This window comes from Pseudomonas sp. TZ252, from assembly GCF_056110345.1.
Window position 1 is genome coordinate 6005336 of the sequence record NZ_CM148566.1, and the last position, 23814, is coordinate 6029149.

The following is a 23814-nucleotide window of genomic DNA, read 5'->3' on the forward strand; positions in this document are numbered from 1 at the left end:
TCGAAGCCATGAGCAGACCACGGAGACCGGCATGAACCCTCCGCAACCACGCCTCATCGATAACGGCAACGGCCATCCGCTGGCCAGCCATTGGTACCGGCCTGCCGGGGAGCCGCGCGGCTATCTCCTGATCGTCCCGGCGATGGGAGTGGAACAGCGCTTCTACGCACCCTTCGCCGCCTGGCTGGCAGAGCGCGGCTACCTGGCCATCACCTTCGACTACCTGGGCATGGGGCAATCGCGCAACGGCTCGCTGCGCGGTCTCGAGGTCGATGTGCTGGGCTGGGCCCGTCATGACTGCAGCGCCATGCTCGCCGCCGCGCTCGCCGAGAGCGGGAGCAAGCCCCTGTACTGGATCGGCCATAGCCTGGGCGGCCAGATCCTGCCCTTCGTCGAAGGGCGCGAGCGTATCGATAGGGTCTTCAGCATCGCCAGCGGCAGTGGCTACTGGAAGGAAAACAGCCCGCGGTTGCGCAACAAGGTCTGGTTGTTCTGGTACCTCGTCGCGCCCCTGCTGACGCCGCTGCTCGGCTATTTTCCCGGGCGCCGCCTGGGCATGGTCGGCGACCTGCCGCGCGGGGTGATCGAACAATGGCGACGCTGGTGCCTGCATCCGCAGTACGCCCTCGCGGATGGCGAGGCCATCCGCCGCGCCTTCTCCGCCGTACGCACGCCCATCGTGTCGCTGTCGTTCACCGACGATGAAATGATGTCCCGACGCAGCATCGAGTCGCTGCTGGGCTTCTACCGCGAAGCGCCGAAAACCGCCTGGCGCATCGCTCCCGAGGAAATCGGCGCCCGCCACATCGGCCATTTCGGCTTCTTCCGGCCGCAGTTCGCCGAATCGCTATGGGCGGGCTACCTGTTGCCGGAGCTGGGCTCCGGCAACGCCCTCAGCCGAGGTTGACCAGCACCCGGCCGACCAGCTTGCCGGCGAGGATCTGGTTGATCGCCCCCGGCAGCTCTTCGAGGGCGATCTCGCGCGCCACCTCTTCGAGGTTGTCGAGCTTCCATTGCAGCGACAGCTTGTCCCACATGGATGCCTTGACCACCAGCGGCAGCTCCACCGAGTCCACCCCGAGCAGGTTGACCCCGCGCAGGATGAACGGCAGCACCGAGGCCTTGAAGCCGGCGCCGGCGGTCAGGCCGCAGCAGGCGACGCTGCCGCCGTACTGCAACGACTTGACCACGTTGAAGAGGATGTCGCCGCCGACGGTGTCCACCGCGCCGGCCCACTGTTCCTTGAGCAACGGCTTGTCGACGCCATCGGCCACGGTGGCGCGATCGAGGATCTGCTTGGCCCCCAGGCGGTTGAGGAACTCGGCCTGCTCCAGCTTGCCGGTGGCGGCCGCCACGGTGTAGCCGAGCTTGGCCAGCAGTTCCACGGCGATACTGCCGACCCCGCCGCTGGCGCCGGTGACCAGCACCGAGCCATGGTCGGGGCGCAGGCCGCTGCGCTCCAGCTTTTCGACGCAGAGCGCCGCGGTCAGGCCGGCGGTGCCGAGGATCATCGCCTCGCGCAGGCTCAGGCCTTGCGGGCGCTTGATCACCCAGGCCGCGGGCACGCGGATGTACTGGCCGAAACCGCCGGCGGTGTTCATGCCCAGGTCGTAGCCGGTGACGATCACCTCGTCGCCGGCCGCGAACTCGGCCACCGAGGACTCGGCGACCACACCGGCGGCATCGATGCCGGGGGTATGCGGGTACTTGCGGGTCACCCCACGGTTGCCGCTGGCGGACAGCGCATCCTTGTAGTTCAGCGAGGAATACTGCACGCGGATCAGTACGTCGCCCGCCGGCAGGTCGCCGGTATCGCGCTCGACCACCTGCGTTTCGTAAACGCCGTGGGGCGCTTCCGTCACCCACAACGCCTTGAATACAGCCATTTCGACCTCCTCTCGTGAAAACCCTGAAGACAGCGTGTTCGTCCCTGTCGGCGCCGGCCTATTGCCAGAACTTCTGCTGGTTGAGCCGCCCCCACCAGGTCACCAGCACGCGGTCGATAACCACGCTGGCGGCCAGGCCGACGCGTTCCTGCAGGCTCTTGCGCTCGACGAATTGCACCTGGTAGACATCGCGCTCCCTGGCCTGCTCGGCCAGGTACTCGTCGCTGGTCTTGAGTTCGTCCACCAGCAGCTTGCCCAGTGCGGCCTGGCCCAGCCAGACCTCGCCGGTGGCGATCTCGTCCATGTTCAGTTGCGGCCGGTAGTGGGCCACGAAGTTCTTGAACAGTTCGTGGGTCACCTCCAGGTCCTCCTGGAACTTTTCCCGGCCCTTCTCGGTGTTCTCGCCGAATACCGTCAGCGTACGCTTGTATTCGCCGGCGGTAAGCACCTCGAAGTCAATATCGTGCTTCTTCAACAGCCGGTGGACGTTGGGCAACTGCGCCACCACGCCGATCGAGCCGAGGATGGCGAAGGGCGCGGAAAGGATCCGATCGCCGATGCAGGCCATCATGTAGCCGCCGCTGGCCGCCACCTTGTCGACGCACACGGTCAGCGGCACGCCGGCCTGGCGGATGCGCGCCAGTTGCGAGGCCGCCAGACCGTAGCCATGGACCATGCCACCGCCGCTTTCCAGGCGCAGCACCACCTCGTCGTCCTTGCCCGCCATGCTCAGCACCGCAGTCACTTCGTGGCGCAGTTGCTCGGTAGCCGAGGCCTTGATGTCGCCGTCGAAATCGAGCACGTAGACCCGCGACTTCTGTTCAGGATGTTTCTTCGCCTGCTTCGCCGCCTTGCTCTCCTCCTTGCGCAAGGCCTTGAGGCTGGTCTTGTCGAGGACGCTGTGGCGGACCCGCTCGCGCAGGTCCTTGTAGAAATCGTTGAGCTTCTGCACGTCGAGGTGCCCGCCTGCGCCGCGCCGGCCGCGGCCGCGCAGGGCGACGATCACCACCAGCACCACGATGATCGCCGCCAGCACGGTCACGGTCCTGGCCAGAAAGCCCGCATATTCGGCAATGAACTCCACACAACCCCCTCTCTACTGTTGACGCACCCGTCTACGGGCGACACGATTGCGCAAGCATACCCAGGCCACCGACGGGCGGCCAGCGATGCCACTGCCTGGAGAGCCTTTGCAGGGCGCGCCCGGAGCAGCCGATAAAGGCAGCGAATGACATTCAAACAAGCGTATGTTTTTTCGTTGACAGCCCTGGGTGATCCTCATACCCTCGCGGAACTTTCACCCGCCGAGGTCCGCCCGTGGGCAGCATCTACCTGATTCGACATGGCCAGGCGTCGTTCGGTGCCGACGACTACGACGTGCTGTCGCCGACCGGCATCCGCCAGGCGGAAATCCTCGGCGACCACCTGCGGAACCTCGGCGTCCGTTTCGACCGCGTCCTCAGCGGCGGCTTGCGCCGCCAGCAGCACACCGCCCGCGCCGCCCTCGAACGCCTGGAGTCCTCCGGGCTGGCCACGCCGGAGCTGGAAGTCGATCCGGCGTTCAACGAATTCGAAGCCGACGCGGTGATCCGCGCGCACCTGCCGGACCTGCTCGATGAGCAGCCGGAAGCCTTGCACATCCTTCGCCATGCGGCCGAGCATCGGGCCGAGTTCCAGCGCCTGTTCTCCACCATCATCGCGCGCTGGGTTTCCGGCAACCATGAGAAAGATGGGCTGGAAAGCTGGCAGGAATTCCTCGATAAGGTCCATGACGGTCTTCGTCGTCTGCTGGCGCAGGCCAGCGGCAAGGACAGGGTCGCCGTGTTCACCTCCGGCGGTACCATTACCGCCCTGCTCCAACTGATCGTCGGCGTTCCGCCGCTCAAGGCCTTCGAGCTGAACTGGCAGATCGTCAATACCTCGCTGACTCGCCTGAAATTCCGCGGCGAGGAAGTGTCCCTGGCTTCCTTCAACAGTCACGTGCACCTGGAACTGTTGAAGGCGCCGGAACTCATCACCTATCGATGAGCCGGCCTACCGCGACCGTTCCGGTCGCCGAAAAAACCCTAGAAGAAAGGAATAGAACCCATGACCACCGTTGCTGACATCGTCTCCACCATGAAAAGCAAGTTCAACGCCAGCGCGGCCGCCGGCCTGGATCTGGTGTTCCAGTTCAACATCGAAGACGGCGACAACCACTACCTGGTCGTCAAGGACGGTACCTGCGAAGTGGTACAGGGCGACGCCGAGAACCCCAACGTCACCCTGATCATGGACAGCGAAACCCTGAAGGGCATCACCAGCGGCGAGACCGACGGCATGCAGGCCTTCATGGCCGGCAAGCTGCGCGCCGAAGGCGACATGATGCTGGCGATGAAGCTGGGCGAACTGTTCCCGGTCTGACCGTTTCCGGCGCCATGCCAGAAGGAAAACCGGAGTCCCTCGCGGCTCCGGTTTTTTTTCGTCCGGCATTCCTCCAGGCCGACGATCAGGGACCGTGATGGAGCGGCAACACGCTTGCCCATAACGCCCGGCGGCGGCTTGTGAGGGCCGGGACAGGGCATTAGATTAGCCAATTATCGCCGGTCACCATCATTGCGCAGCCTGATGCGCGCACCGGCTCCCGCGGCTCCGCCGTGGCACCACGAGAAGGGAACCCCATGTCGCTGACCGACCAATCCACTCGCATCCGCGCCGGCGAAGAACTCGACGCCGCCGTCATCGACCCGTACCTGAAAGCCCATATCCCCGGCCTCGAAGGCACCCCGAAGATCAGCCAGTTCCCCGGTGGCGCGTCCAACCTGACCTACCTGATCGAGTATCCGCGCCAGGAGTTCGTCCTGCGTCGCCCGCCATTCGGCCACAAGGCCAAGTCGGCCCACGACATGGGCCGCGAATACCGCATCCTGAACCAGTTGAACGCAGGCTTCCCCTACTGCCCGAAAGCCTACCTCTACTGCACCGACGAGTCGGTGATCGGCGCCGAGTTCTACGTCATGGAACGGGTCAAGGGCATCATCCTGCGCGCCGAACTGCCGCCAGAGCTGAATCTCGACGAACAACAGACCCGCAGCCTGTGCAAGAGCTTCATCGACAAGTTCGTCGAACTGCACAACGTCGACTACGCCGCCTGCGGACTGGCCGACCTGGGCCGCCCGGACGGCTACGTGCAGCGCCAGATCGCCGGCTGGACCGACCGCTACGAGAAGGCCCTGACCCCCGACGCGCCGCTCTGGGAACCGGTCAAGGCCTGGCTCAAGGACAAGCAGCCGGCCGATCACCACAAGCCGGGCATCGTGCACAACGACTACCGCTTCGACAACGTGATCCTCGACCCGGACAACCCGATGCAGATCATCGGCGTGCTGGACTGGGAACTGGCCACCCTCGGCGATCCGCTGATGGACCTCGGCAATACCCTCGCCTACTGGGTGGAAGCCGGCGACCCGGCTCCGGTGCAGCTGACCCGCCGCCAGCCCAGCCACCTGCCGGGCATGCTGACCCGCCGGGAGTTCGCCGACTACTACGCCGAGCGAGCCGGGATCCCACCGATCGACAACCTGGACTTCTACTACACCTATGGCCTGTTCCGTCTTGCCGGCATCGTCCAGCAGATCTACTACCGCTACTACCACGGGCAGACCCAGGACAAGCGTTTCGCCCAGTTCGTGCAGATGAACAAGCTGCTGGAGCAGATGAGCCTGCAGGCCATCGAGCGCTCCCGCCTGTAACCGACCACTACAAGGGGATAGCCCATGTCCAAGACCCACCTGTTCGACCTCGACGGCAAGATCGCCTTCGTTTCCGGCGCCAGCCGCGGCATCGGCGAGGCGATAGCCAAGCTGCTGGCCCAGCAAGGCGCCCACGTGATCGTCTCGAGCCGCAAGATCGATGGCTGCCAGGCGGTCGCCGACGCGATCACCGCGGAGGGCGGCAAGGCCACCGCGATCGCCTGCCACATCGGCGAGATGGAGCAGATCCAGAACGTCTTCGCACAGATCCGCGAGCAGTTCGGCCGCCTCGACATCCTGGTCAACAACGCCGCCACCAACCCGCAGTTCTGCAACGTACTGGAAACCGACCTCGGCGCCTTCCAGAAGACCGTCGACGTCAACATCCGCGGCTACTACTTCATGTCCATCGAGGGCGGCAAGCTGATGAAGGAACACGGCGGCGGCAGCATCATCAACGTGGCCTCGATCAACGGCGTATCGCCCGGCGAGTTCCAGGGCATCTACTCGGTGACCAAGGCCGCCGTGATCAGCATGACCAAGGTCTTCGCCAAGGAATGCGCGCAGTTCGGCATCCGCTGCAACGCCCTCCTGCCAGGGTTGACCGACACCAAGTTCGCTTCGGCGCTGGTGAAGAACGACGCGATCCGCAACCTCGCCCTGCAGCGCATCCCGCTCAAGCGCGTGGCCGAGCCGAGCGAAATGGCAGGCGCCGTGCTCTACCTGGCTAGCGAAGCGTCCAGCTACACCACCGGCGTGGCGCTGAACGTCGACGGCGGCTTCCTTTCCTGACGGAACGGCGAACGCGCGAAGAGGGAGCCAGGGCTCCCTCTTTTCATTTCAGGATTGCCAATGCCTCGCACCAGCGCGGGACAGGCGCCCCACGGCTATTCACCTGCGTTCTCGGGTAGCCGGACGAGTACCCCCATAGGTGTTACCCGCCGCCTCCACTTCAGTTGCCGACCCGCCAGCCACCGTTCACCGACACCACCGTTCCGGTGACGAACCCCGCCTCGGGCGAGGCCAGCCAGGCCACCGCCGCGGCGATGTCCTCGACCCGGCCGGTCCTGCCCAGCGGGGTCTCGCCGACGATGGCGGCGACCCGTTGCGGATCGAGGCCGCCGGGAAAGAACCGGGTGTCGGCGATGTAACCCGGCGCCACGCTGTTCACCGTGATCCCGCGCGAACCGAGTTCCCGCGCCAGGGCCACGCCGAAGCCATGTAGGCCGGCCTTGGCTGCCGCATAGCCCAGCGCACCGGGACTGCCGCTACCGGTCTGCGCAGCGATCGATCCGATATGGATGATCCGCCCGCCCTCTTCCGCGAAATGCGGCAACACCGCCAGCGACATGAGGAACGCGCTTTTCAGGTTGCCGTCCAGCAGCGCATCCCATTCCCGCTCGGCCTCAGCCAGCGGAGTGGTGGCGGCGATCTTTCGGGTGAACCCGGCGTTGTTCACCAGCACGTCGAGCCCCTGGAAGGTGTCGCCAACCCAGGCGGCCACCGCCTCGACAGCTTCGCGGCGGGAAAGATCGGCGGCCATCCAGGGCACACCGCCCAACTCGGCGGCAGCGCGTTGCAGGCGCTGGGAATCACGGGCCACCAGGGCGATCCGATAACCCTGTTGCCGAAGGCGCCGGGCGATGGCCAGGCCGATGCCCGACGAGCCGCCGGTGACCAGGGCGGTACGGGGGATTGGAGAATGAGTGTGCATGACGGGCTTCCTCTGTAATGGATGGAACGCCTCGTCTGGCCAGAGCGAGCGTACGGATGGATTCTCGACGGATTCGCCGCGATATATCCAATACTGTCTTTCTTAACTCACCATATCCGGGAGATATCGCAATGGCCGACTTGCGCCAGTTCCGCCAGTTCGTCGCGGTTGCCGAGGAGCTGAGCTTCCGCCGCGCCGCTGAGCGCCTGCACATGGCCCAGCCACCGCTGACCACCGCGATCCGGCGGCTGGAAGAAGAAGTCGGCGCCAGCCTGCTGGAGCGTGACAACCGTATCCATCGCCTGACGCCGGCGGGCCGCGCGTTCCTCGACGAAGCCCGGCGCACCCTGGCCCAGGCCGAACGCACCCTGGCGGCCGCGCGCAGCGCCGCCAGCGGACGCAGAACGTTGCGCCTGGCGTTCGTCGACAGCACCATCAATATTCTGCTACCGCGCATACTCCAGGCGTTCCGCCACCAGCATGGCGCGCTGGACTTCCAGCTCCAGGAAGACACCACCGCAGGGCAACTGGAGGCGTTGCGCGAAGACCGCATCGATGCCGGCCTGATCGTTCTGCCGGTCGACCGCCAGCCCGGCCTGTACACACATCTACTGGTGGACGGCGACATGCGCGTGGCATTGCCCGAAGGGCATCGGCTGGCACGCCATGCGCGCCTGCGCCTGGAACAATTGGCCGGAGAACCCTGGCTGCTGTTTCCACGGCACTATGGGCCGGGCATGCACGACCTGATCGTCGCCGCCTGCGCGGCAGCCGGCTTCGTCCCGGAGGTGGTGCAGGAGGCGCGGCAGATGCAGACCATCGCCGGGCTGGTGGCCGGCGGCATCGGCGTCGCGCTAGTGCCTTCGCTGCTACAACCGTTGCGCCCGCCGGGGGTCACCTTTCGTCCCCTGCAAGGGCGGCGGGCGCGAATTCCCTATCGGCTGGCGCTGGCCTACCGCACGCCGTCGGAACTCATCGAACGCTTTCGCGAAACCGCCCAGGCGATCGCCGCCGCCCCGGCTTTTCGCATGGCCTAGCGCCAGTCCCTGAGCGCCTCCTCGGCCGCCAGGTTCATCGGCTCGGCAAGCAGCCCGGCGACGCCGTAGTTCACCGCGAACACCGCCTTGTCCGCCATCGGCAGGAAAGTCACCCGCCCCGCCAGCGGCTCGAACAGGAACAGGTCGTGCTCGCCGGCCCGCAGCCAGCGCCAGAGATCGACCCCCAGCGGACTCTGCGACAAGCCCAGGCGGCGGCCCCGGGACTGCTGCTCGAGGGCCAGGAAGCGGCCGCTGAGCGCGTCGAGGCGATAGCCCGGCGCCAGACCGATCAACGCGGCCAGCCCCTTCCAGCGGAAAATCCGCGCGTCCAGTTGCCAGAGTTCGCCGTCCAGCACCACGCTGCGCTCGTTGGCGCCCTCCTGGATCAGCACCCGGTAGCGCTGCGGCCCTTCGGCCTGGAAGCTCAGGGTGGCCATCGGCTGCTCGGGCTTGAGCAGCGAATAGCTGCGCAGGTCCCAGGCGAGCACCAGCAGCAGCGCCGCCACGGCGACGAAGGCCAAGCCGCAGGTGCCGCGCAGCCAGCCGAGGAACCAGGTGCGTTCGAAGAGGATGCGCCCCGCGACCAGGGCGGCCAGCAAGGCCAGTAACGCGAATGCCCAGGCCAGACCGTCGTACTGCATGCAAGCGATTCCTTCTGCGTGAAATTGCGGGCATTATGCGCACCCCTCCTCCCGACGGCCAGCGAGGCCGTTTCCCGATTGGAAGCAGGTCCGGTTTTTCATGCCCTTCGAACTCGCGATAGACCCCAGCACCCTGATCATCCTGGCCGTGGTGGCCTTTCTCGCCGGCTTCATCGACGCCATCGCCGGCGGCGGCGGCCTGTTGACCATCCCTGCGCTGCTCACCGCCGGGGTCCCGCCGCACCTGGCGCTGGGTACCAACAAGCTGAGCTCGACCTTCGGTGCGGCGACCGCCAGCTACACCTTCTACCAGCGCAAGCTGTTCCATCCCGGGAAGTGGCGCAACGGTTTGCTCGCCACCGCGATCGGCGCCGCCATAGGCGCCTGGGCGGCTCACCTGCTGCCCGCCGAGTGGCTGAACCGGATGCTCCCGGTGGTGGTATTCACCTGCGGCCTCTACATGCTCTTCGGCGGCACGCCGAAGGCGCCGCTGGACGCCGATGCGCCGCTCGGACGCAAGCGCCAGTGGCCGCAGGGCCTCGCCCTGGGCTTCTACGACGGCGTGGCGGGACCGGGCACCGGAGCGTTCTGGACCGTCAGCTCGCTGCTCATGTACCCGCTGGACCTGGTCCGCGCCAGCGGTGTGGCGCGGAGCATGAACTTCGTCAGCAACATAGTGGCGCTGGCGGTGTTCATCGCCTCCGGCCAGGTGATCTGGTTGCTCGGCCTGTGCATGGGTGCGTCGCTGATGGTCGGCGCCTATTTCGGCGCGCGCACCGCCATCGGCGGCGGGGCGAAGTTCATTCGCCCGGTGTTCATCCTGGTGGTCCTGGCGCTGACCGCGCGGCTAGCCTGGCAGCACTGGTTCAGCGGCGCCTGAGCGGCGCGCCAGGTACAGGTCGATCAGGTGCCGGGCGATCGAGCGCTGCGCCGGTAGCGGCGGCAAGGCATCGAGGGAGAACCACTGGGCGTCCTCGATCTCGTCTTCCTGCGGGACGATCTCGCCGGACACGTACTCGGCGTGGAAACCGAGCATCAGCGAATGCGGGAACGGCCAGTTCTGGCTGCCGATGTATTCGAGATTGGCGACCTCCACCCCGACCTCTTCGCGCACCTCGCGGACCACGCACTGCTCCACCGACTCGCCGGCCTCGACGAAGCCGGCCAGGGTACTGTAGACCCCCGGCACGAAGCGCGGCGAACGCGCCAGCAACACCTCGTCGCCCCGGGTCACCAGGACGATCATGCTCGGCGACAGGCGCGGGTACTGGTGCAACCCGCACTGCGGACACTGCATCACCCGCTCGTGGTCCTGCGCCTGCATGCGTGTGCCGCAATTGCCGCAGAACCGGTTGTGACGTGCCCAGATGCCGATCTGGCTGGCATAGCCGAGCATGCAGAACTGATCGAAATCGCCGTGCAGCATGAACTGCCGCAACGGCGCCCAGGCCATGCCCGGCAGCTCGATCGGCTCGTCCAGTTCCAGCACGTAGACCGGCTCGCCCTGCCAATGGCCGACCCCATGTTCGGCGAGCAGCGGGAGTTCCTGGCGCTTCAGCCATTCGCGGGGGAACAGCAGGCCGTTGTCGTCCTGGAGGAAGCGCTGCTGACAGTGCGCGAGCACCCAGCCGCCGACCTGGGCGGTAGCCGGCCGACCTGCCTGCCAGCGGAACTCGCCGGCCATCAGGCGGCCACCGGCAGTCCGAGCGCCTTGACGCTGGCGCTGGCCAGGTCGAGGACGTCCGGCTGGCCCTGCGGACGCAGCACGGCACCGCCCTCGAGATAGTATTCGAGACTGGTCAGGGCGTCGGCGAGGGTTTCCAGCATCTGTTCCGAAGGCATCTGCGCGGTCTCGATCATGCGCTGCTGGATGTAGTCGGCGCAGCCGCCGACCAGCAGCGCGGCGCGCTCCTGACCGAGGAACCAGAGACCGCCCCGGACCGCCTGCAGGCTGGCCGGGACGTTGGCCAGGTTGAGCTTGTCGCCATTGGATTCCAGGTACGCGGTGATCGCACGCTTGGCCAGGGCCAGGCCGGCCTTGGCCTCCTCGATCACCACGATGCGCGCCTCGGCCAACTGGTGCACGGCGAACGCATCGGCTTCCTGCCCGGGCTCCGCCGGAGTCGGCCGGATGATGCGGCGCTCGCCGCGCTCGAGGTTGCCGACCATGCTTTCCACGTAGAGCACCGCATCGGCCAGGCGCAGCAACGCCGGCGGCGAATCGGCGACGCCGCTGGCAGCCCAGGCGGCCACGGTGGGTAGCTGGGTCTGCAGGGCGGTGCCGGCCGAGTTCAGGCCGACCATGCCGAGGGTCTTGCTCAGCTTGCCCAGTTGCGCATGCAGGTTGGTCAGGCTATCCGGCTGGGCCACGCCGCGCTCGATCAGGTCGAGCATGTCCTTGACCCCGGCGAGTTCCTCGCGGATCGCCGTGGACAGCGAACGCATCACCGACTGGCCGGGGCCGGACAGGCGCTGCGATTCCTCTTCCAGCAGGTGGTCGGTGAACGGCAGCGGCGCCAGCCCATGCAGTTCGCGGACCTCGCGCGAACGCGGGCCCTGGCCGTCGGACAGCGCCACCAGGTAAAGCAGTTCCTTGAGCAGATGGCGCGGCGCCTCGTAGGCCGGGCCGATCAGCAATTGCTTGAGCTCGCGGTCGATGCGCGAGAACAGTTGCTTGCGCGACTTGCGCGGCAACAGTTGGCCATCGACGATCGACTCGATCGCCGCGGCGCCGATCCAGCACAGCCGCGAACGGGCCACCCCGCCGTGCAGGCTGTCGAGGCGCGCCAGCGCGCGGCCCATCAGCTTGAGGCTGGGATAGAGGTTCTGTTCGCGGATCAGGCCGAGCAGGCCGATCTGGTACATGTGGCGCATCCGCCGGCTTTCCTCGCCCAGTTCGGCTTCGGAAGGCAGGTGGTCGATGGCAGTGCTCGGCGGCCGCGGGATATCCAGGCGGGCGCTGAAGAAGAAGCTTTCCGGCAGCGCCGGCTGCCCTGCGGCACAGCGCACTTCGTTGATCGCCGGCAAGAGCAGCTCGGGGATCTCCTGGCGATTGGCCTCGACGTTCTCCAGGTAGCGGCGCAGCACGTACAGGGCGTTGCCCAGGGCTGCCAGCTGGCCGTCGCGCTCCTCGCTGACGCCGGTGGGAATGTCGGTCGCCAGCTGCAGGGCTTCCTGGGCCAGCAGCTCGGCGCCGGCCAGCTCGATCAGGTTGAGGGTGCCGCGGATCTGTTGCAGGCATTCGACGGCGTGCTGCAGCAGGCTGCCGTTCTGCCGCTCGGCAATGAACTGCTCAAGACCCTGTTCGGCCTGTTCCATGGTGGCGAACAACTCGTCGCGCACCAGACTGAGGGACGTGGCTCCTGTGACCATCGGTCTAGTGCGCCTCCCGCGCAAGAATATACAACGGCATCAATCAGCGAATTCCGGCTTCTGCTTGGCCATATGCGCGGCCATCGCCACCCGCAGGTCGGCGGACTGGAGCATGGCGGCGTTCCAGGTAGCGACGTACTCGAGGCCGTCGTCGACCCGGTGGTCGCGCATATAGCGGATCATTTCCTTGGTACCACGGATGGCGATCGGCGACTTCGCGGCGATCTGCCGCGCCAGTTCGAAGACCCCATCCATCAATGCGGCCTGGTCCGCGTAGGTACGATTGACCAGGCCGATGCTCCGTGCCTCTTCGCCGTCGACCATGCGCCCGGTGTAGGCCAGCTCGCGCATCATGCCATCGCCGATGATCCGCGGCAGGCGCTGCAGGGTGCCGACGTCGGCGGCCATGCCGATGTCGATCTCCTTGATCGAGAACTGCGCGTCGGCGGTCGAGTAGCGCATGTCGCAGGCCGAGACCAGGTCGATGGCGCCGCCCAGGCAGTAGCCCTGGATCGCCGCGAGCACCGGCTTGCGGCAGTTGTCGACCGCGTTGAACGAGGCCTGCAGCTCGAGAATCTTGCGACGCAGGGCGTCGGCGTTGCGGCCGACGTCCTTGCCCAGTTGGCTGCCGACCTGGGCCAGCAGCATCAGGTCGATCCCCGAGGAAAAATGCTTGCCCGCCCCGGACAGCACGACCACCCGCACTTCGTCGGTATCGTCGACCCAGCGGAAGATCTCGATGATCTCGCGCCAGAAGTCCTGGTTCATGGCATTGATCTTGTCCGGACGGTTGATCTGGACGTGGGCGATCTTGTCTGCCAGCTCCACACGGAATGCGTTGTACTCGGTCACGGCGATAGTCCTCGGCAGAGCAACTGCGCTGTCAGAACGCAGAGATTTTTGTTGTGCGGAAAATCCCGCAACTATAACAAGGGCGAGCCAAATGTCGATGCTGCACTATGTGATGCACGGCACGCCCATTGATACCGCAATCTCTTCGATGATTGCGCTAAACGCTTGATCCAACGAAAGTCCTGCTGGCATTTTCAGTCTTTTCCTTGCCGTGGAGTCCATCGTGAGCAGTCCCCTGAGCCAGGCTTTCGCACAGAACTTCCTCGGGCATTCGCCGCGCTGGTACAAGCTGACGGTGCTCGCCTTCCTCTTGCTCAACCCCCTGCTGCTATGGCTGGCCGGGCCGGTGACAAGCGCCTGGGTGCTGGTCGGCGAGTTCATCTTCACCCTGGCCATGGCGCTGAAATGCTATCCGCTACAGCCGGGTGGCCTGTTGGTGCTGGAGGCGCTGCTGCTTGGCCTGGCTACCCCCGAGGCGCTCTATGCGGAATTGCAGCACAACTTCCCGGTGCTCCTGCTGCTGATGTTCATGGTCGCCGGCATCTACTTCATGAAGGACCTGCTGCTCCTGCTGTTTTCCCGCCTGCTGCTCGGCGTGCGCTCGAAGACCCTGCTATCGCTCCTGTTCTGCCTGCTGGCCGCCCTCCTCTCGGCCTTCCTCGACGCCCTCACCGTGACCGCCGTGGTGATCAGCGTGGCGGTGGCATTCTTCGCCGTGTATCACCGGGTCGCTTCGGGGCAGCGCGCCAGCGAGGACTACGATCCCGCCACCGACCGCCAGGTCCCCGAGCTGCACCGGGCCCATCTCGAGGAATTCCGCGCCTTCCTCCGCAGCCTGCTCATGCACGCGGCGGTCGGCACCGCGCTGGGCGGCGTCTGCACCCTGGTGGGAGAGCCGCAGAACCTGCTGATCGGCCACGAGGCCGGCTGGCATTTCGTCGAGTTCTTCCGCCAGGTCGCGCCGGTATCCATGCCGGTACTGGCGGCCGGCCTGCTGACCTGCGTGCTGCTGGAGAAGAGCCGCCGCTTCGGCTATGGCGCCCAGTTGCCGGCGGCGGTGCGCCAGGTGCTCGCCGAGTACGCCGCCAGCGAAAGCCGCAAACGCGGAGCGCAGCAGAAGGCCGCGCTGCTGGTGCAGGCCCTGGCGGCGCTGGTACTGATCGTCGGGCTGGCCCTGCATGTCGCCGAGGTCGGCCTGATCGGCCTGTTGGTGATCGTGCTGATCACTGCCTTCACCGGCGTCACCGACGAACACCAGATCGGCCGCGCCTTCCAGGAGGCCCTGCCGTTCACTGCGCTGCTGGTGGTGTTCTTCGCGGTGGTCGCGGTGATCCACCAGCAGCACCTGTTCACCCCGATCATCCAGGCGGTGCTGGCGCTGCCGGCGGAACGCCAGCCGGGCATGCTGTTCATCGCCAACGGCCTGCTCTCGGCGATCAGCGACAACGTATTCGTCGCCACCATCTACATCACCGAGGTGAAACAGGCGCTGGATGCCGGCCACATGAGCCGCGAGCATTTCGATACCCTGGCGGTGGCGATCAATACCGGCACCAACCTGCCCAGCGTAGCGACGCCCAACGGCCAGGCGGCGTTCCTCTTCCTGCTGACCTCCTCCATCGCCCCGCTGGTGCGCCTGTCGTACGGCCGCATGGTCTGGATGGCGCTACCCTACACCCTGGTGATGGGCGGCCTGGGCTGGTGGGCGGTCAGTCATTGGCTTTGAGCGTCGGCACTCCGTTGACCTGGTTGCGCCATTGCCGCCAGGTGTACATTGGGATACCGGCCATCAGCACCAGGAAGCCCCAGAAGATCGCCTGCTGGCCGGTGCCATACAGCGCCCATAGCGAGTAGGCGAAGCCCAGCGAGCCGATCACCAGCAATTGCCGGCGTGAACGCGGCGAGAACTCGTCCGGTCGCACCGCCAGCAGTTGCAACAGCGCGGCGGTGCAGAACGCGTAGGGGACCACCCCGGTCATGGTGCCGAGCAGGATGATCACGTTGAACACATCGACCAGGTCGCCATGCCCGTCGACCATCACCAGCGCCGTCACCAGCAGCCCCGAGGCCAGCAGGCCGTGGGCCGGCGCGCCGTTCTTGTTGAGCTGGCCGAGCGACTCCGGGAACAGCCCGTCGCGCGCCGGAGCCACCGGGATCTGGCCCTGCAACAGGACCCAGCCATTGAGCGCGCCCAGGCAGGCGATGACCGCCCCGGCAGCCACCAGGTAGTAGCCCCAGTCGCCCATCAGGATCCGCGCCGCGTCGGCGAACGGCGAGGTGGAGCGGGCCAGCACCTCCGGCGGCATCAGGCCCTGCACCGCAGTGATCGAGAGGATGTAGAGGGCCGCCGCGGCCAGCGTGCCGAACAGGGTCGCACGGGGAATGGTGCGGCGCGGATCCTCGACGTCGTCGGCCGGCACGGTGGCCGACTCCAGGCCGATGAACGACCACAGGGTCAGCGCCGCGGTGGTGGCGATCGCCTGGGCATAGCCCATGTTCGGCAGCTCGCTGCGCGCCGGGATCGCCAGGTGCTCGGGATTGAAGTGGAACCAGCCGAGGATACCGACCAGCAACAACGGCAGCAGCTTGAGGATGGTCAGCAGGTTCTGCACCACGCTGAAGGTGCCGATGCCTCGCAGGTTGATCAGGGTGCACAGCCAGATCGCGGCGATGGCCACGCTGACCATCAGCAGCGGATCCGCCAGCGCCGGGATGAATACCCGCAGGTAGCCGACCAGGGTCACGGCGATCGCCGCGTTGCCGATCCAGGCGGCTTTCCAGTAGGTCCAGGCGCACAGGTAGCCGGCGAAGCTGCCGAAACCGTCGCGGGTATAGGCGTAGGGGCCGCCGGCGCCGGGGTTGACCCGCGCCAGGCGGGCGAAGGTCAGCGCCAGCAGCACCGCGCCGGTGCTCGACACCAGCCAGCCGAACAGGCTGAGCCCGCCGAACGCCGCCAGGCTGGAGGGAAGCAGGAAGACTCCCGAACCGACCATGTTGCCGATCACCAGCGCGCTGCAGGTCCAGAACCCCATGCCGCGCTTGCCGGTCTTCTCTCCCCCCGCCATCGACACCCCTTAGCCTGTCGGCTTCATTCCTTTATGCATTCAACGGTATAGCAGCGCCCGGACGGTCCGTCCTGATGCTGCAGGCCATGCACATCGGAGTCGAAACCAGGGAAGGCGCGCTCGAAGGTCCGCGCGAACTCGAGATAGTCGAGGATCGAGCGGGTCGCCTCGGTGAAGCGCTCACCCGGCATGATCAGCGGGATACCCGGCGGATAGGGTACCAGCATGACGGCCGCGATGCGCCCTTCCAACCGAGCGATCGGTACCGCCTCGACCTCGCCGCGCACCAGCTTGTCGTAGGCCTCGGACGGCCGCATCGCGACCTCCGGCAGCACCGTGTACATGCGCTTCATGGCCTTCGCCGTGGCGTTGTCGCGGTAGCTGGCGTGCATGGCGTCGCTGAGGTCGCGCAGGCCCACTCCGTTGTAGCGCTTGCCGCCGGCCTGGGCCACGGAGGGCAAGACGTCGAGCAGCGGCAGGTTGGCGTCGTAACAGCGCTTGAATTCGAGCAGTTCGGTGACCAGGGTGCTCCACTTGCCCTTGGTGATGCCCATCGAGAACAGCACCAGGAAGGAGTAGAGACCGGTTTTCTCCACCACCAGCCCGCGCTCCCAGAGGAAGCGGCTGACGATGGCAGCCGGAATCCCCTGCTCGCTGAGCTTGCCGCCGGCGCTCAAGCCCGGGGTGGTCAGGGTGACCTTGATCGGATCGAGCAGCACGTAGTCTTCGGCGATATCGCCGAAGCCGTGCCAGTCGGCGCTCGGCTCCAGCACCCAATCATGGGTGCCGACCTGATCGGTGCCCTCCACCTGCTCCGGCTGCCAGACGCCGAACCACCAGTCGTTCCGGTCCAGGTTCTGCCGTACGTTGGCCAGGGCCCGGCGGAAGCTGAGGGCCTCGTCGAAGGTCTCCTGGATCAGCGAACGCCCGGCGGGCCCTTCCATCATCGCCGAAGCCACGTCCAGCGAAGCGATGATGCCGTACTGCGGCGAGGTCGAGATGTGCATCATGAAGGCTTCGTTGAAGCGCGCCACGTCCAGCTTCCGGGTCCCGCCATCCTGCACGTGGATCATCGAGGCCTGGCTGAAGGCGGCGAGCATCTTGTGCGTGGAGTGGGTGGCGAACACCAGGGGTCCCTCCTCGCTGCGCGAGGTGCCCATGCCATAGCGTCCGTCGTAGAACTCGTGGAACGCGGCATAGGCGTACCAAGCCTCGTCGAAGTGCAACACCTCGACGCTGTCGCCGAGGGTCTGCTTGATCAGCTCGGCGTTGTAGCACAGGCCGTCGTAGGTGGAGTTGGTCACCACCGCCAGCTTCACCTTCGGCTCGCGGCCGCGCGCCAGTGGGCTGGCGGCGATCTTCGCGGCGATCGACTCCTTGCTGAATTCGCTCAGAGGGATCGGCCCGATGATCCCCAGTTCGTTGCGTTCCGGAGTCAGGTAGAGCGGTATCGCCCCGGTCATGATGATCGAGTGGAGGATCGACTTGTGGCAGTTGCGGTCCACCAGCACCAGGTCTTCGCGACCGACCATGGAGTGCCAGACGATCTTGTTCGCGGTGGAAGTGCCATTGATCACGAAGAAGGTATGGTCGGCGCCGAAATTGCGCGCGGCACGGTCCTCGGCCTCGGCCAGGGGGCCGGTATGGTCGAGCAGCGATCCCAGCTCGGGGACCGAGACCGACAGGTCGGAACGCAGCGTGTTCTCCCCGAAGAACTGGTGGAACGCCTGTCCCACCGGACTCTTGCGATAGGCGACACCGCCGCCGTGGCCCGGCGTATGCCAGGAATAGTTGGACTGCGCGGTGTGCTCGACCAGCGCACGGAAGAATGGCGGCAGCAGCCCGGCCAGGTAGTTGCGCGCCGCCCGGGCGACCTGGCGGGCGAGGAACGGCACGGTGTCTTCGAACAGGTAGAGGATGCCGCGCAACTGGTGCAGGTCGGCCATGGACTCGGCCGGCGCGTTCTCGATGGTCACCTGCTCGCCGAGGGCGAAGATCGGCAATTGCGGCGCCCGCACGCGGGCCACGCGGATCAGTTCGACCACATCCTGCAGCAGGCGCTGGTTTTCCCCGGCACCTTCGGCGGCGACCAGAATGCAGGCCAGGCCGTGGTGGGTGGAAGCGACGATGCGCCCCTCGGCGGAGCTGGCGGTGGAGAGAATGCTGAAGCCGTCCTGCTCCAGTTCGTGGGCGATGCCCCGCACGCGTTCGCCGGCAACGGTGTCGGCCTTGATGTCGCGATGGACGATGAGGACGGGAAATTTGAGGTCTTTATACATTGTTGATCCCGAGCAGCAGGCGGGCGAACCCCGCCGGTCGGCTCAGGGTAGAGACTTGCCGGCACGCGCGTAACCCCCGGCGGCTTGCCCTTGTAAGAAAAGGTCGCGGCAACACAAGTCGGCGCGCCGCGCTTGCCTCCTCTCCCGCCAGCGAGGAGCATGGACCTCTCTGCCCTGCTACGGAGCGACAACGATGCGCAGCGCTTATCGGATCGTCAGCGATCACTATGCGGCCTCTAGCCGTGGGGACCTCGCCGGAATGCTGGCGGACATGGACGAACGCACCGAATGGACGGAAATGGCCGGTTTCCCGCTGGCCGGCACCTATGTCGGCGCGGCCGCCATCGGCGCCGGTGTGTTCCAGGCCTTGCAGCGGGACTGGGAGGGCTTCAGGGTCGAGATCGAGCGCCTGATCGACGGCGGCGACAGCGTGGTCGCCGTCGGTCGATATGCAGCGACCCACCGTCGCAGCGGCAAGTCGTTCGAAGCGCGCGTGGCACACGTATGGACGGTGGAGGACGGCAGGATCCGCCGTTTCGAGCAGTTCTGCGACACCTTGCTGGTGGAGCGGGCGACGCGCTGAACGCGGCGCCCGTGGTGCATGGGCAGGCTATTCGCCGACCGGCGCTTCCAGTTGCGCCCAGAGCGACGGACCACCTGCCGACTTCTCGATCACCGCCAGCCGCGCCGCATGCGCAGCCAGCTCTTCGGCGTTGGCGCGCAGCACCGGGGTGGCGACCCGCGCCGGATCGAGCCGACGGATCGGGCTGACCATCGGCCGGCCGCTGCCGTCGCCTTCCGCGCCGCTGCCGGCCAGCGACAGGCTGGTCTGGCCGCCGGTCATCGCCAGGTAGACGTCGGCGAGGATCTCGGCGTCGAGCAACGCGCCGTGCAGGTCGCGGCCGGAGTTGTCCACGCCGTAGCGCTTGCACAACGCATCGAGGTTGTTGCGCTGGCCCGGATGGCGCTCGCGGGCCATCAGCAGGGTATCCAGCACCGAGCAGTACTCGGTCACGTCCGAGCGGTCCTGCTGGCCCAGCAGGGCGAACTCGTTGTTGATGAAGCCGATATCGAACGCCGCGTTGTGGATGATCAGCTGGGCGCCGCGGATGAATTCGAAGAAATCGTTGGCGACCTCGCGGAAGCGCGGCTTGTCCTTCAGGTATTCGTTGGTGATGCCGTGGACGGCGATCGCCCCTTCGTCGACCTCGCGATCGGGTTGCAGGTAGACGTGGAAGTGGCGACCGGTCAGGCGGCGCCCCTCCAGCTCGACACAGCCGATCTCGATGATCCGGTGACCATCGGTCACCGGCATGCCGGTGGTTTCGGTATCCAGTACGACGCTACGCATCTATAGAGCCTTTCTCTGTTTCGCTGCAGCCGCGGCTGCTGAACGCTTGTTTCGGTGTGGCCGCTCAGCGCGGCAATTCGGCGACGCCACGGTTGGCCAACTGGTCGGCCCGCTCGTTGCCGGGATCGCCGGTATGCCCGCGGACCCACTGCCACTCCACCTGGTGCCGGGCGACCTGCTCATCCAGGGCCTGCCAGAGGTCGGCATTCTTGACCGGCTGCTTGCTGGCGGTCTTCCAGCCGCGCTTCTTCCAGTTCGGCAACCATTCGGTGATGCCGCGCATCACGTATTCCGAGTCGGTGATCAGACGGATCGGACAGGAACGCTTGAGTGCCGCCAGCGCCTGGATCGCCGCCATCAGTTCCATGCGGTTGTTGGTGGTGTCCGGCTCGCCGCCCCAAAGCTCTCGCTCGGCGCCCTTGTAGAGGAGCAACGCCCCCCAGCCGCCGCGCCCAGGGTTGCCCTTGCAGGCGCCGTCGGTATAGATCACTACCTGTTCTTTATCTGTCATGCCTAAATTTCGGAATCTCGCCGGCTGACTTTCGCCACCGGCATGGGCACCAGCTGACCGCGCGGTTCGCGCTTGCTCTGGCGCAACGGGCGCAACCCCACGACCAGCTTGCGTGCCACCAATAGATAGAAGCCGGCGCCCGAAGACTGCCAGGCGTCGCCCCAGCGCTCCAGGCGAGCCAGGCGCGATTGCCAGGCTGCCGACGCAAGCGGCGGACGATAGCACCCGAAGCGCCGTTTCTCCAGCGCGAAGCCCAGCAGGTTGAGCCAGTCGCAGGCCCGCGACGGAGGAATGCAGCGGGCCTGGCGCAAGGCATCCCCGGCGAAATAATGACGGATGCCCCACAGGCTCCATGGGTTGATGCCGATCAGCAGCAGGTGGCCGCCCGGACGAACGGTACGCGCGGCTTCGCGCAGGAGACGGTGAGGCGACAGGCAGAAATCCAGGCCGTGTTGCAGCAGGACCACGTCCGCGGCATGTTCGCTGAGCGGCCAGGCGCCCTCTTCGCAGGCGATGTCCACGCCCGGCAGCGGCGGCCCCAGGCGCACGCCGCGCTGAATCTGCCCGGTGCTCGGCGGCAGTTCGGCATGCGGTCCGTAGTGCACCAGGTAGCCACCGAAGTAACGGGTCAGCTCGTCGCACAACAGGCGTCGCTCCTCGGCCAGCATCAGGCTGCCCAGCGGGCCCTGGAACCAGTCGCGCGCCCGGTTGATCGATGCCAGCCACTCGGCATCGGTCTGGGCGAAGGCTTGCGGTTCGTTCATGCGTACCTCCAGCGTCTTCCCCTTCGCGGCGACGGACGCCGGCACGACGGGAAAATAAGCAATACTATGCGCCAATGACTTCTGCTTAGCGACATCGACCCATGATACAGATCGACGCCCTGTCCGCCTTCAACGACAACTACATCTGGCTGTTGCAAGATGCGACAAGCCGTCGCTGCGCGGTGGTCGACCCCGGCGATGCCAAGCCGGTGGAAGCCTGGCTGGCCGCCCATCCCGACTGGCGGTTGAGCGATATCCTGGTGACCCACCACCATCACGACCACGTCGGCGGCGTCGCGGCCCTGAAGGAACTGACCGGCGCGCGGGTTCTCGGCCCGGCCAACGAGAAGATCCCGGCCCGCGACCTGGCGCTGGAAGACGGCGAACGGGTCGAGGTGCTCGGCCTGGTCTTCGAGATCTTCCACGTGCCCGGCCATACCCTCGGCCATATCGCCTACTACCACCCGGCGGAGACGCCGCTGCTGTTCTGCGGCGACACCCTGTTCGCCGCCGGCTGCGGCCGTCTCTTCGAAGGCACCCCGGCGCAGATGCATCATTCCCTGGCGCGACTGGCCGCGCTGCCGGCCAACACCCGGGTCTACTGCACCCACGAGTACACGCTGAGCAACCTGCGCTTCGCGCTGGCGGTGGAGCCCGACAACGCAGCGCTGCGGGAACGCTTCGAGGAAGCGACCCGGCTGCGCGAACGGGACCGCATCACCCTGCCGTCGGAAATCTCGCTGGAATTGTCGACCAATCCATTTCTTCGCGTTTCGGAAAAATCTGTTAAGAAAAAAGCCGACCAGCGGAGCGGCCAGCAAAACCGCACCCCGGAGGAGGTTTTCGCCGTCCTGAGGGCCTGGAAGGACCAGTTCTGAAGGTTGGCGAAATCTTGACCACTCTTGAGGTCATTTCTAGAATCGGCTGAATTTTTGCCCGGAACAGCACTCAGCCGATGCCGCCACAGACACGTAAAACCCCCGATCTAGACGCCCTGGCTCGCGCCGTTCGGGTGTCCATCCTGCTCATCGCCGGTGCGCTCGTCGGCTGCCAGGGCAGCGGCCAGATCAAGGGGGAGGCCCAGGCCAAAGCAGCACGTCCCGGCGCCCGAGCCGTCGACGTCCAGTTCAACCCCTCCTGGCTGCATACCCAGCCCGGCCAGAACGCCGCCTACAACGACATCTGGGACCGCATGCGCGACGGTTTCCAGCTCCAGGATGCGATCAGCACCAACCCGCGCATCGAACGCCAGCGCCTCTGGTTCCTCAGCAACCAGTCGTTCCTCGAACAATCGAGCGCGCGCGGCAGCCTCTACATGCACTACGTGGTCGAGCGCCTGGAAGAACGCAACATGCCGCTCGAACTGGCGCTGCTGCCGGTCATCGAAAGCGCCTATAACCCCTTCGCCCTGTCGCGCAGCAACGCCGCCGGCCTCTGGCAGTTCATTCCCGCCACCGGCCAGCATTTCAACCTGCGCCAGACCAATTTCTACGACGGTCGCCGCGACATCACCGCCTCGACCAATGCCGCCCTGACCTATCTCGAGCGCCTGCACGACATGTTCAACGGCGACTGGATGCTCGCCCTGGCGGCCTACAACGCCGGCGAAGGCACTGTCAGCCGCGCCATCGAACGCAACGAGAAACTGGGCCTGCCGACCGACTACTGGAACCTGCCGCTGCCGCAGGAAACCCAGGACTACGTACCCAAGCTGCTCGCCCTCTCACAGATCGTCATGGCGCCGGATTCCTACGGCATCAGCCTGAACCCGATCAACAACGAGCCCTACTTCCAGGCCGTCCGGGTCAAGCGCGGGATCGACCTGTCCAGCGTCGCCGCGCTGGCGAACCTGGACGAGGACGAGCTGTACCAGCTGAACCCGGCCTACAAGCGCCGCGTGACCATGGACGGCCCCCAGCAACTGTTGGTGCCGATGGAGAAAGCGGCGTTCCTGACCGCCTCGCTGGACACCCTCAAGCCGAAGGAAGTCACCGCCTGGCAGCAATACCGGGTGCGTAGCGGCGACAGCCTGCACAGCATCGCCAACCGCTATCGGATCACCGTAGCGGAGCTCAAGAGCGCCAACCGCCTGTCCAGCAACCACCTGCGCAAGGGCCAGCAACTGAGCATCCCCGGGCAGATCGCCGGCGGCGCCGTCAAGCCGGTCTACCAGCAACTCGCCCGACAGGCTTCCACCCCGGCCAGGACCCGCTCCTATAAGGTCAAGAACGGCGACAGCCTGTGGCAGATCGCCCGCAACAACGGCGTCGACGTCAACGACCTGAAGCGCTGGAACGGCCTGGACAAGCACGCCCTGAAGGTCGGCCAGACCCTCAAGCTGCAAGGCGGCACCCAGGCCCTGGCGGCCCGCAAGGGAAACGCCGCCGGCAAGCGCGACAGCGCCACCTACTACAAGGTCAAGCAAGGCGACTCGATGTACCTGATCGCCAAGCGCTTCAATGTCGAAATGAAGCACCTGCAGCGCTGGAACCCGCGCAGCAAGCAGGCGCTCAAGCCCGGCCAGACCCTGACCCTGTACCTGGACACCGCGAGCCGCTGACAGCCCATTGCAGGCCGTCCCGAAACGCCACGCCCGCTCCTGCCGGCGTGG

At 66.3% G+C, this 23814-nt stretch carries 23 protein-coding genes; 11 read left to right on the forward strand and 12 right to left on the reverse strand.

The features are described from left to right. Positions 1 to 31 precede the first annotated feature (31 nt). Positions 32 to 907, forward strand: a complete 876-nt coding sequence (locus tag ACYAF3_RS27665; protein WP_003117684.1) for an alpha/beta hydrolase family protein — start codon at positions 32 to 34, stop codon at positions 905 to 907. Here ACYAF3_RS27665 and ACYAF3_RS27670 read toward each other — a convergent pair. Together ACYAF3_RS27670 and sohB are read right to left on the reverse strand one after the other, a co-directional pair. Beyond that, the gene (locus tag ACYAF3_RS27670; RefSeq protein ID WP_003087998.1) at positions 894 to 1886 is read right to left on the reverse strand and encodes a YhdH/YhfP family quinone oxidoreductase; all 993 of its coding nucleotides are present in this window, start codon (positions 1884 to 1886) and stop codon (positions 894 to 896) included. The genes ACYAF3_RS27665 and ACYAF3_RS27670 overlap by 14 nt on opposite strands. A gap of 58 nt (positions 1887 to 1944) precedes the next feature. Then, on the reverse strand, positions 1945 to 2970 hold the full coding sequence (sohB, locus tag ACYAF3_RS27675; protein WP_003098174.1) for a protease SohB: 1026 nt from the start codon (positions 2968 to 2970) through the stop codon (positions 1945 to 1947). A 233-nt stretch (positions 2971 to 3203) separates the two neighbouring features. Between sohB and ACYAF3_RS27680 the strand changes: the two genes are divergently transcribed. The 4 genes from ACYAF3_RS27680 to ACYAF3_RS27695 all read left to right on the forward strand — a co-directional run bounded on the left by ACYAF3_RS27680 (position 3204) and on the right by ACYAF3_RS27695 (position 6409). After that, positions 3204 to 3914 carry a histidine phosphatase family protein gene (locus tag ACYAF3_RS27680; protein WP_003122826.1) on the forward strand — a complete coding sequence of 237 codons (711 nt, stop codon included), beginning with the start codon at positions 3204 to 3206 and terminating at the stop codon, positions 3912 to 3914. 60 nt (positions 3915 to 3974) lie between these two features. After that, positions 3975 to 4289: an SCP2 sterol-binding domain-containing protein gene (locus ACYAF3_RS27685; RefSeq protein ID WP_003087993.1), complete on the forward strand. Its 315-nt coding sequence runs from the start codon at positions 3975 to 3977 to the stop codon at positions 4287 to 4289. A 257-nt stretch (positions 4290 to 4546) separates the two neighbouring features. Continuing rightward, entirely contained in the window at positions 4547 to 5617 is a 1071-nt protein-coding gene (locus ACYAF3_RS27690; RefSeq protein ID WP_003087989.1) for a phosphotransferase family protein, read from the forward strand. A gap of 24 nt (positions 5618 to 5641) precedes the next feature. Continuing rightward, positions 5642 to 6409, forward strand: coding sequence for an SDR family oxidoreductase (locus ACYAF3_RS27695; protein WP_003087987.1), 768 nt, complete (start codon positions 5642 to 5644; stop codon positions 6407 to 6409). Between the two features lie 160 nt (positions 6410 to 6569). Here ACYAF3_RS27695 and ACYAF3_RS27700 read toward each other — a convergent pair whose 3' ends face one another. Beyond that, positions 6570 to 7331, reverse strand: coding sequence for an SDR family NAD(P)-dependent oxidoreductase (locus ACYAF3_RS27700; protein WP_003113599.1), 762 nt, complete (start codon positions 7329 to 7331; stop codon positions 6570 to 6572). A gap of 131 nt (positions 7332 to 7462) precedes the next feature. On the opposite strand from ACYAF3_RS27700, the gene ACYAF3_RS27705 reads away from it, so the two are divergent. Continuing rightward, positions 7463 to 8368, forward strand: a complete 906-nt coding sequence (locus ACYAF3_RS27705; protein WP_003117685.1) for a LysR family transcriptional regulator — start codon at positions 7463 to 7465, stop codon at positions 8366 to 8368. Here ACYAF3_RS27705 and ACYAF3_RS27710 read toward each other — a convergent pair. After that, positions 8365 to 9009 (reverse strand): hypothetical protein, encoded by a 645-nt coding sequence (locus ACYAF3_RS27710; protein ID WP_003113597.1) that lies wholly within the window; start codon positions 9007 to 9009, stop codon positions 8365 to 8367. The two genes, ACYAF3_RS27705 and ACYAF3_RS27710, sit on opposite strands and share 4 nt — an antisense overlap. Positions 9010 to 9109: 100 nt before the next feature. Between ACYAF3_RS27710 and ACYAF3_RS27715 the strand changes: the two genes are divergently transcribed. After that, entirely contained in the window at positions 9110 to 9889 is a 780-nt protein-coding gene (locus tag ACYAF3_RS27715) for a TSUP family transporter (protein ID WP_019726093.1), read from the forward strand. Here ACYAF3_RS27715 and nudC read toward each other — a convergent pair. Genes nudC through ACYAF3_RS27730 form a run of 3 tightly spaced genes read right to left on the reverse strand, consistent with a single transcriptional unit; the run spans position 9857 to position 13233 of the window. Continuing rightward, positions 9857 to 10693: an NAD(+) diphosphatase gene (gene nudC / locus ACYAF3_RS27720; protein WP_003113595.1), complete on the reverse strand. Its 837-nt coding sequence runs from the start codon at positions 10691 to 10693 to the stop codon at positions 9857 to 9859. The genes ACYAF3_RS27715 and nudC overlap by 33 nt on opposite strands. After that, complete coding sequence (gene fimL / locus ACYAF3_RS27725) at positions 10693 to 12381, reverse strand: type IV pilus/biofilm regulator FimL (protein WP_003098159.1); 1689 nt, start codon at positions 12379 to 12381, stop codon at positions 10693 to 10695. The genes nudC and fimL overlap by 1 nt, the downstream gene beginning before the upstream one ends. A gap of 39 nt (positions 12382 to 12420) precedes the next feature. Further along, entirely contained in the window at positions 12421 to 13233 is an 813-nt protein-coding gene (locus ACYAF3_RS27730) for a crotonase/enoyl-CoA hydratase family protein (RefSeq protein WP_003087972.1), read from the reverse strand. A 223-nt stretch (positions 13234 to 13456) separates the two neighbouring features. Between ACYAF3_RS27730 and nhaB the strand changes: the two genes are divergently transcribed. Beyond that, a complete protein-coding gene (gene nhaB, locus ACYAF3_RS27735; protein ID WP_003113594.1) occupies positions 13457 to 14959 on the forward strand; it encodes a sodium/proton antiporter NhaB in 1503 nt (500 codons plus the stop codon). Here the strand turns inward: nhaB and ACYAF3_RS27740 are convergent. Both ACYAF3_RS27740 and ldcA read right to left on the reverse strand, forming a co-directional pair. Then, entirely contained in the window at positions 14943 to 16298 is a 1356-nt protein-coding gene (locus ACYAF3_RS27740) for an amino acid permease (RefSeq protein ID WP_088002575.1), read from the reverse strand. The two genes, nhaB and ACYAF3_RS27740, sit on opposite strands and share 17 nt — an antisense overlap. A gap of 23 nt (positions 16299 to 16321) precedes the next feature. Beyond that, the gene (gene ldcA / locus ACYAF3_RS27745) at positions 16322 to 18577 is read right to left on the reverse strand and encodes a lysine-specific pyridoxal 5'-phosphate-dependent carboxylase LdcA (protein ID WP_003087961.1); all 2256 of its coding nucleotides are present in this window, start codon (positions 18575 to 18577) and stop codon (positions 16322 to 16324) included. Positions 18578 to 18770: 193 nt separating this feature from the next. Here ldcA and ACYAF3_RS27750 point away from each other — a divergent pair, with 193 nt between their 5' ends. Then, the gene (locus ACYAF3_RS27750) at positions 18771 to 19160 is read left to right on the forward strand and encodes a nuclear transport factor 2 family protein (protein WP_003132809.1); all 390 of its coding nucleotides are present in this window, start codon (positions 18771 to 18773) and stop codon (positions 19158 to 19160) included. Positions 19161 to 19187: 27 nt separating this feature from the next. Here the strand turns inward: ACYAF3_RS27750 and dnaQ are convergent, their stop codons facing one another. The 3 genes from dnaQ to ACYAF3_RS27765 all read right to left on the reverse strand — a co-directional run bounded on the left by dnaQ (position 19188) and on the right by ACYAF3_RS27765 (position 21203). Next, positions 19188 to 19928, reverse strand: a complete 741-nt coding sequence (gene dnaQ, locus ACYAF3_RS27755) for a DNA polymerase III subunit epsilon (RefSeq protein WP_003087958.1) — start codon at positions 19926 to 19928, stop codon at positions 19188 to 19190. Positions 19929 to 19992: 64 nt separating this feature from the next. Further along, the gene (gene rnhA / locus ACYAF3_RS27760) at positions 19993 to 20439 is read right to left on the reverse strand and encodes a ribonuclease HI (protein ID WP_003087954.1); all 447 of its coding nucleotides are present in this window, start codon (positions 20437 to 20439) and stop codon (positions 19993 to 19995) included. Between the two features lie 2 nt (positions 20440 to 20441). Beyond that, positions 20442 to 21203: a methyltransferase domain-containing protein gene (locus tag ACYAF3_RS27765; RefSeq protein ID WP_003087952.1), complete on the reverse strand. Its 762-nt coding sequence runs from the start codon at positions 21201 to 21203 to the stop codon at positions 20442 to 20444. A gap of 101 nt (positions 21204 to 21304) precedes the next feature. On the opposite strand from ACYAF3_RS27765, the gene gloB reads away from it, so the two are divergent. Both gloB and ACYAF3_RS27775 read left to right on the forward strand, forming a co-directional pair. Further along, on the forward strand, positions 21305 to 22081 hold the full coding sequence (gene gloB, locus ACYAF3_RS27770) for a hydroxyacylglutathione hydrolase (protein ID WP_003120243.1): 777 nt from the start codon (positions 21305 to 21307) through the stop codon (positions 22079 to 22081). 77 nt (positions 22082 to 22158) lie between these two features. Then, positions 22159 to 23763 (forward strand): lytic transglycosylase domain-containing protein, encoded by a 1605-nt coding sequence (locus tag ACYAF3_RS27775; RefSeq protein ID WP_016851748.1) that lies wholly within the window; start codon positions 22159 to 22161, stop codon positions 23761 to 23763. The last annotated feature ends 51 nt before the right edge of the window (positions 23764 to 23814 follow it).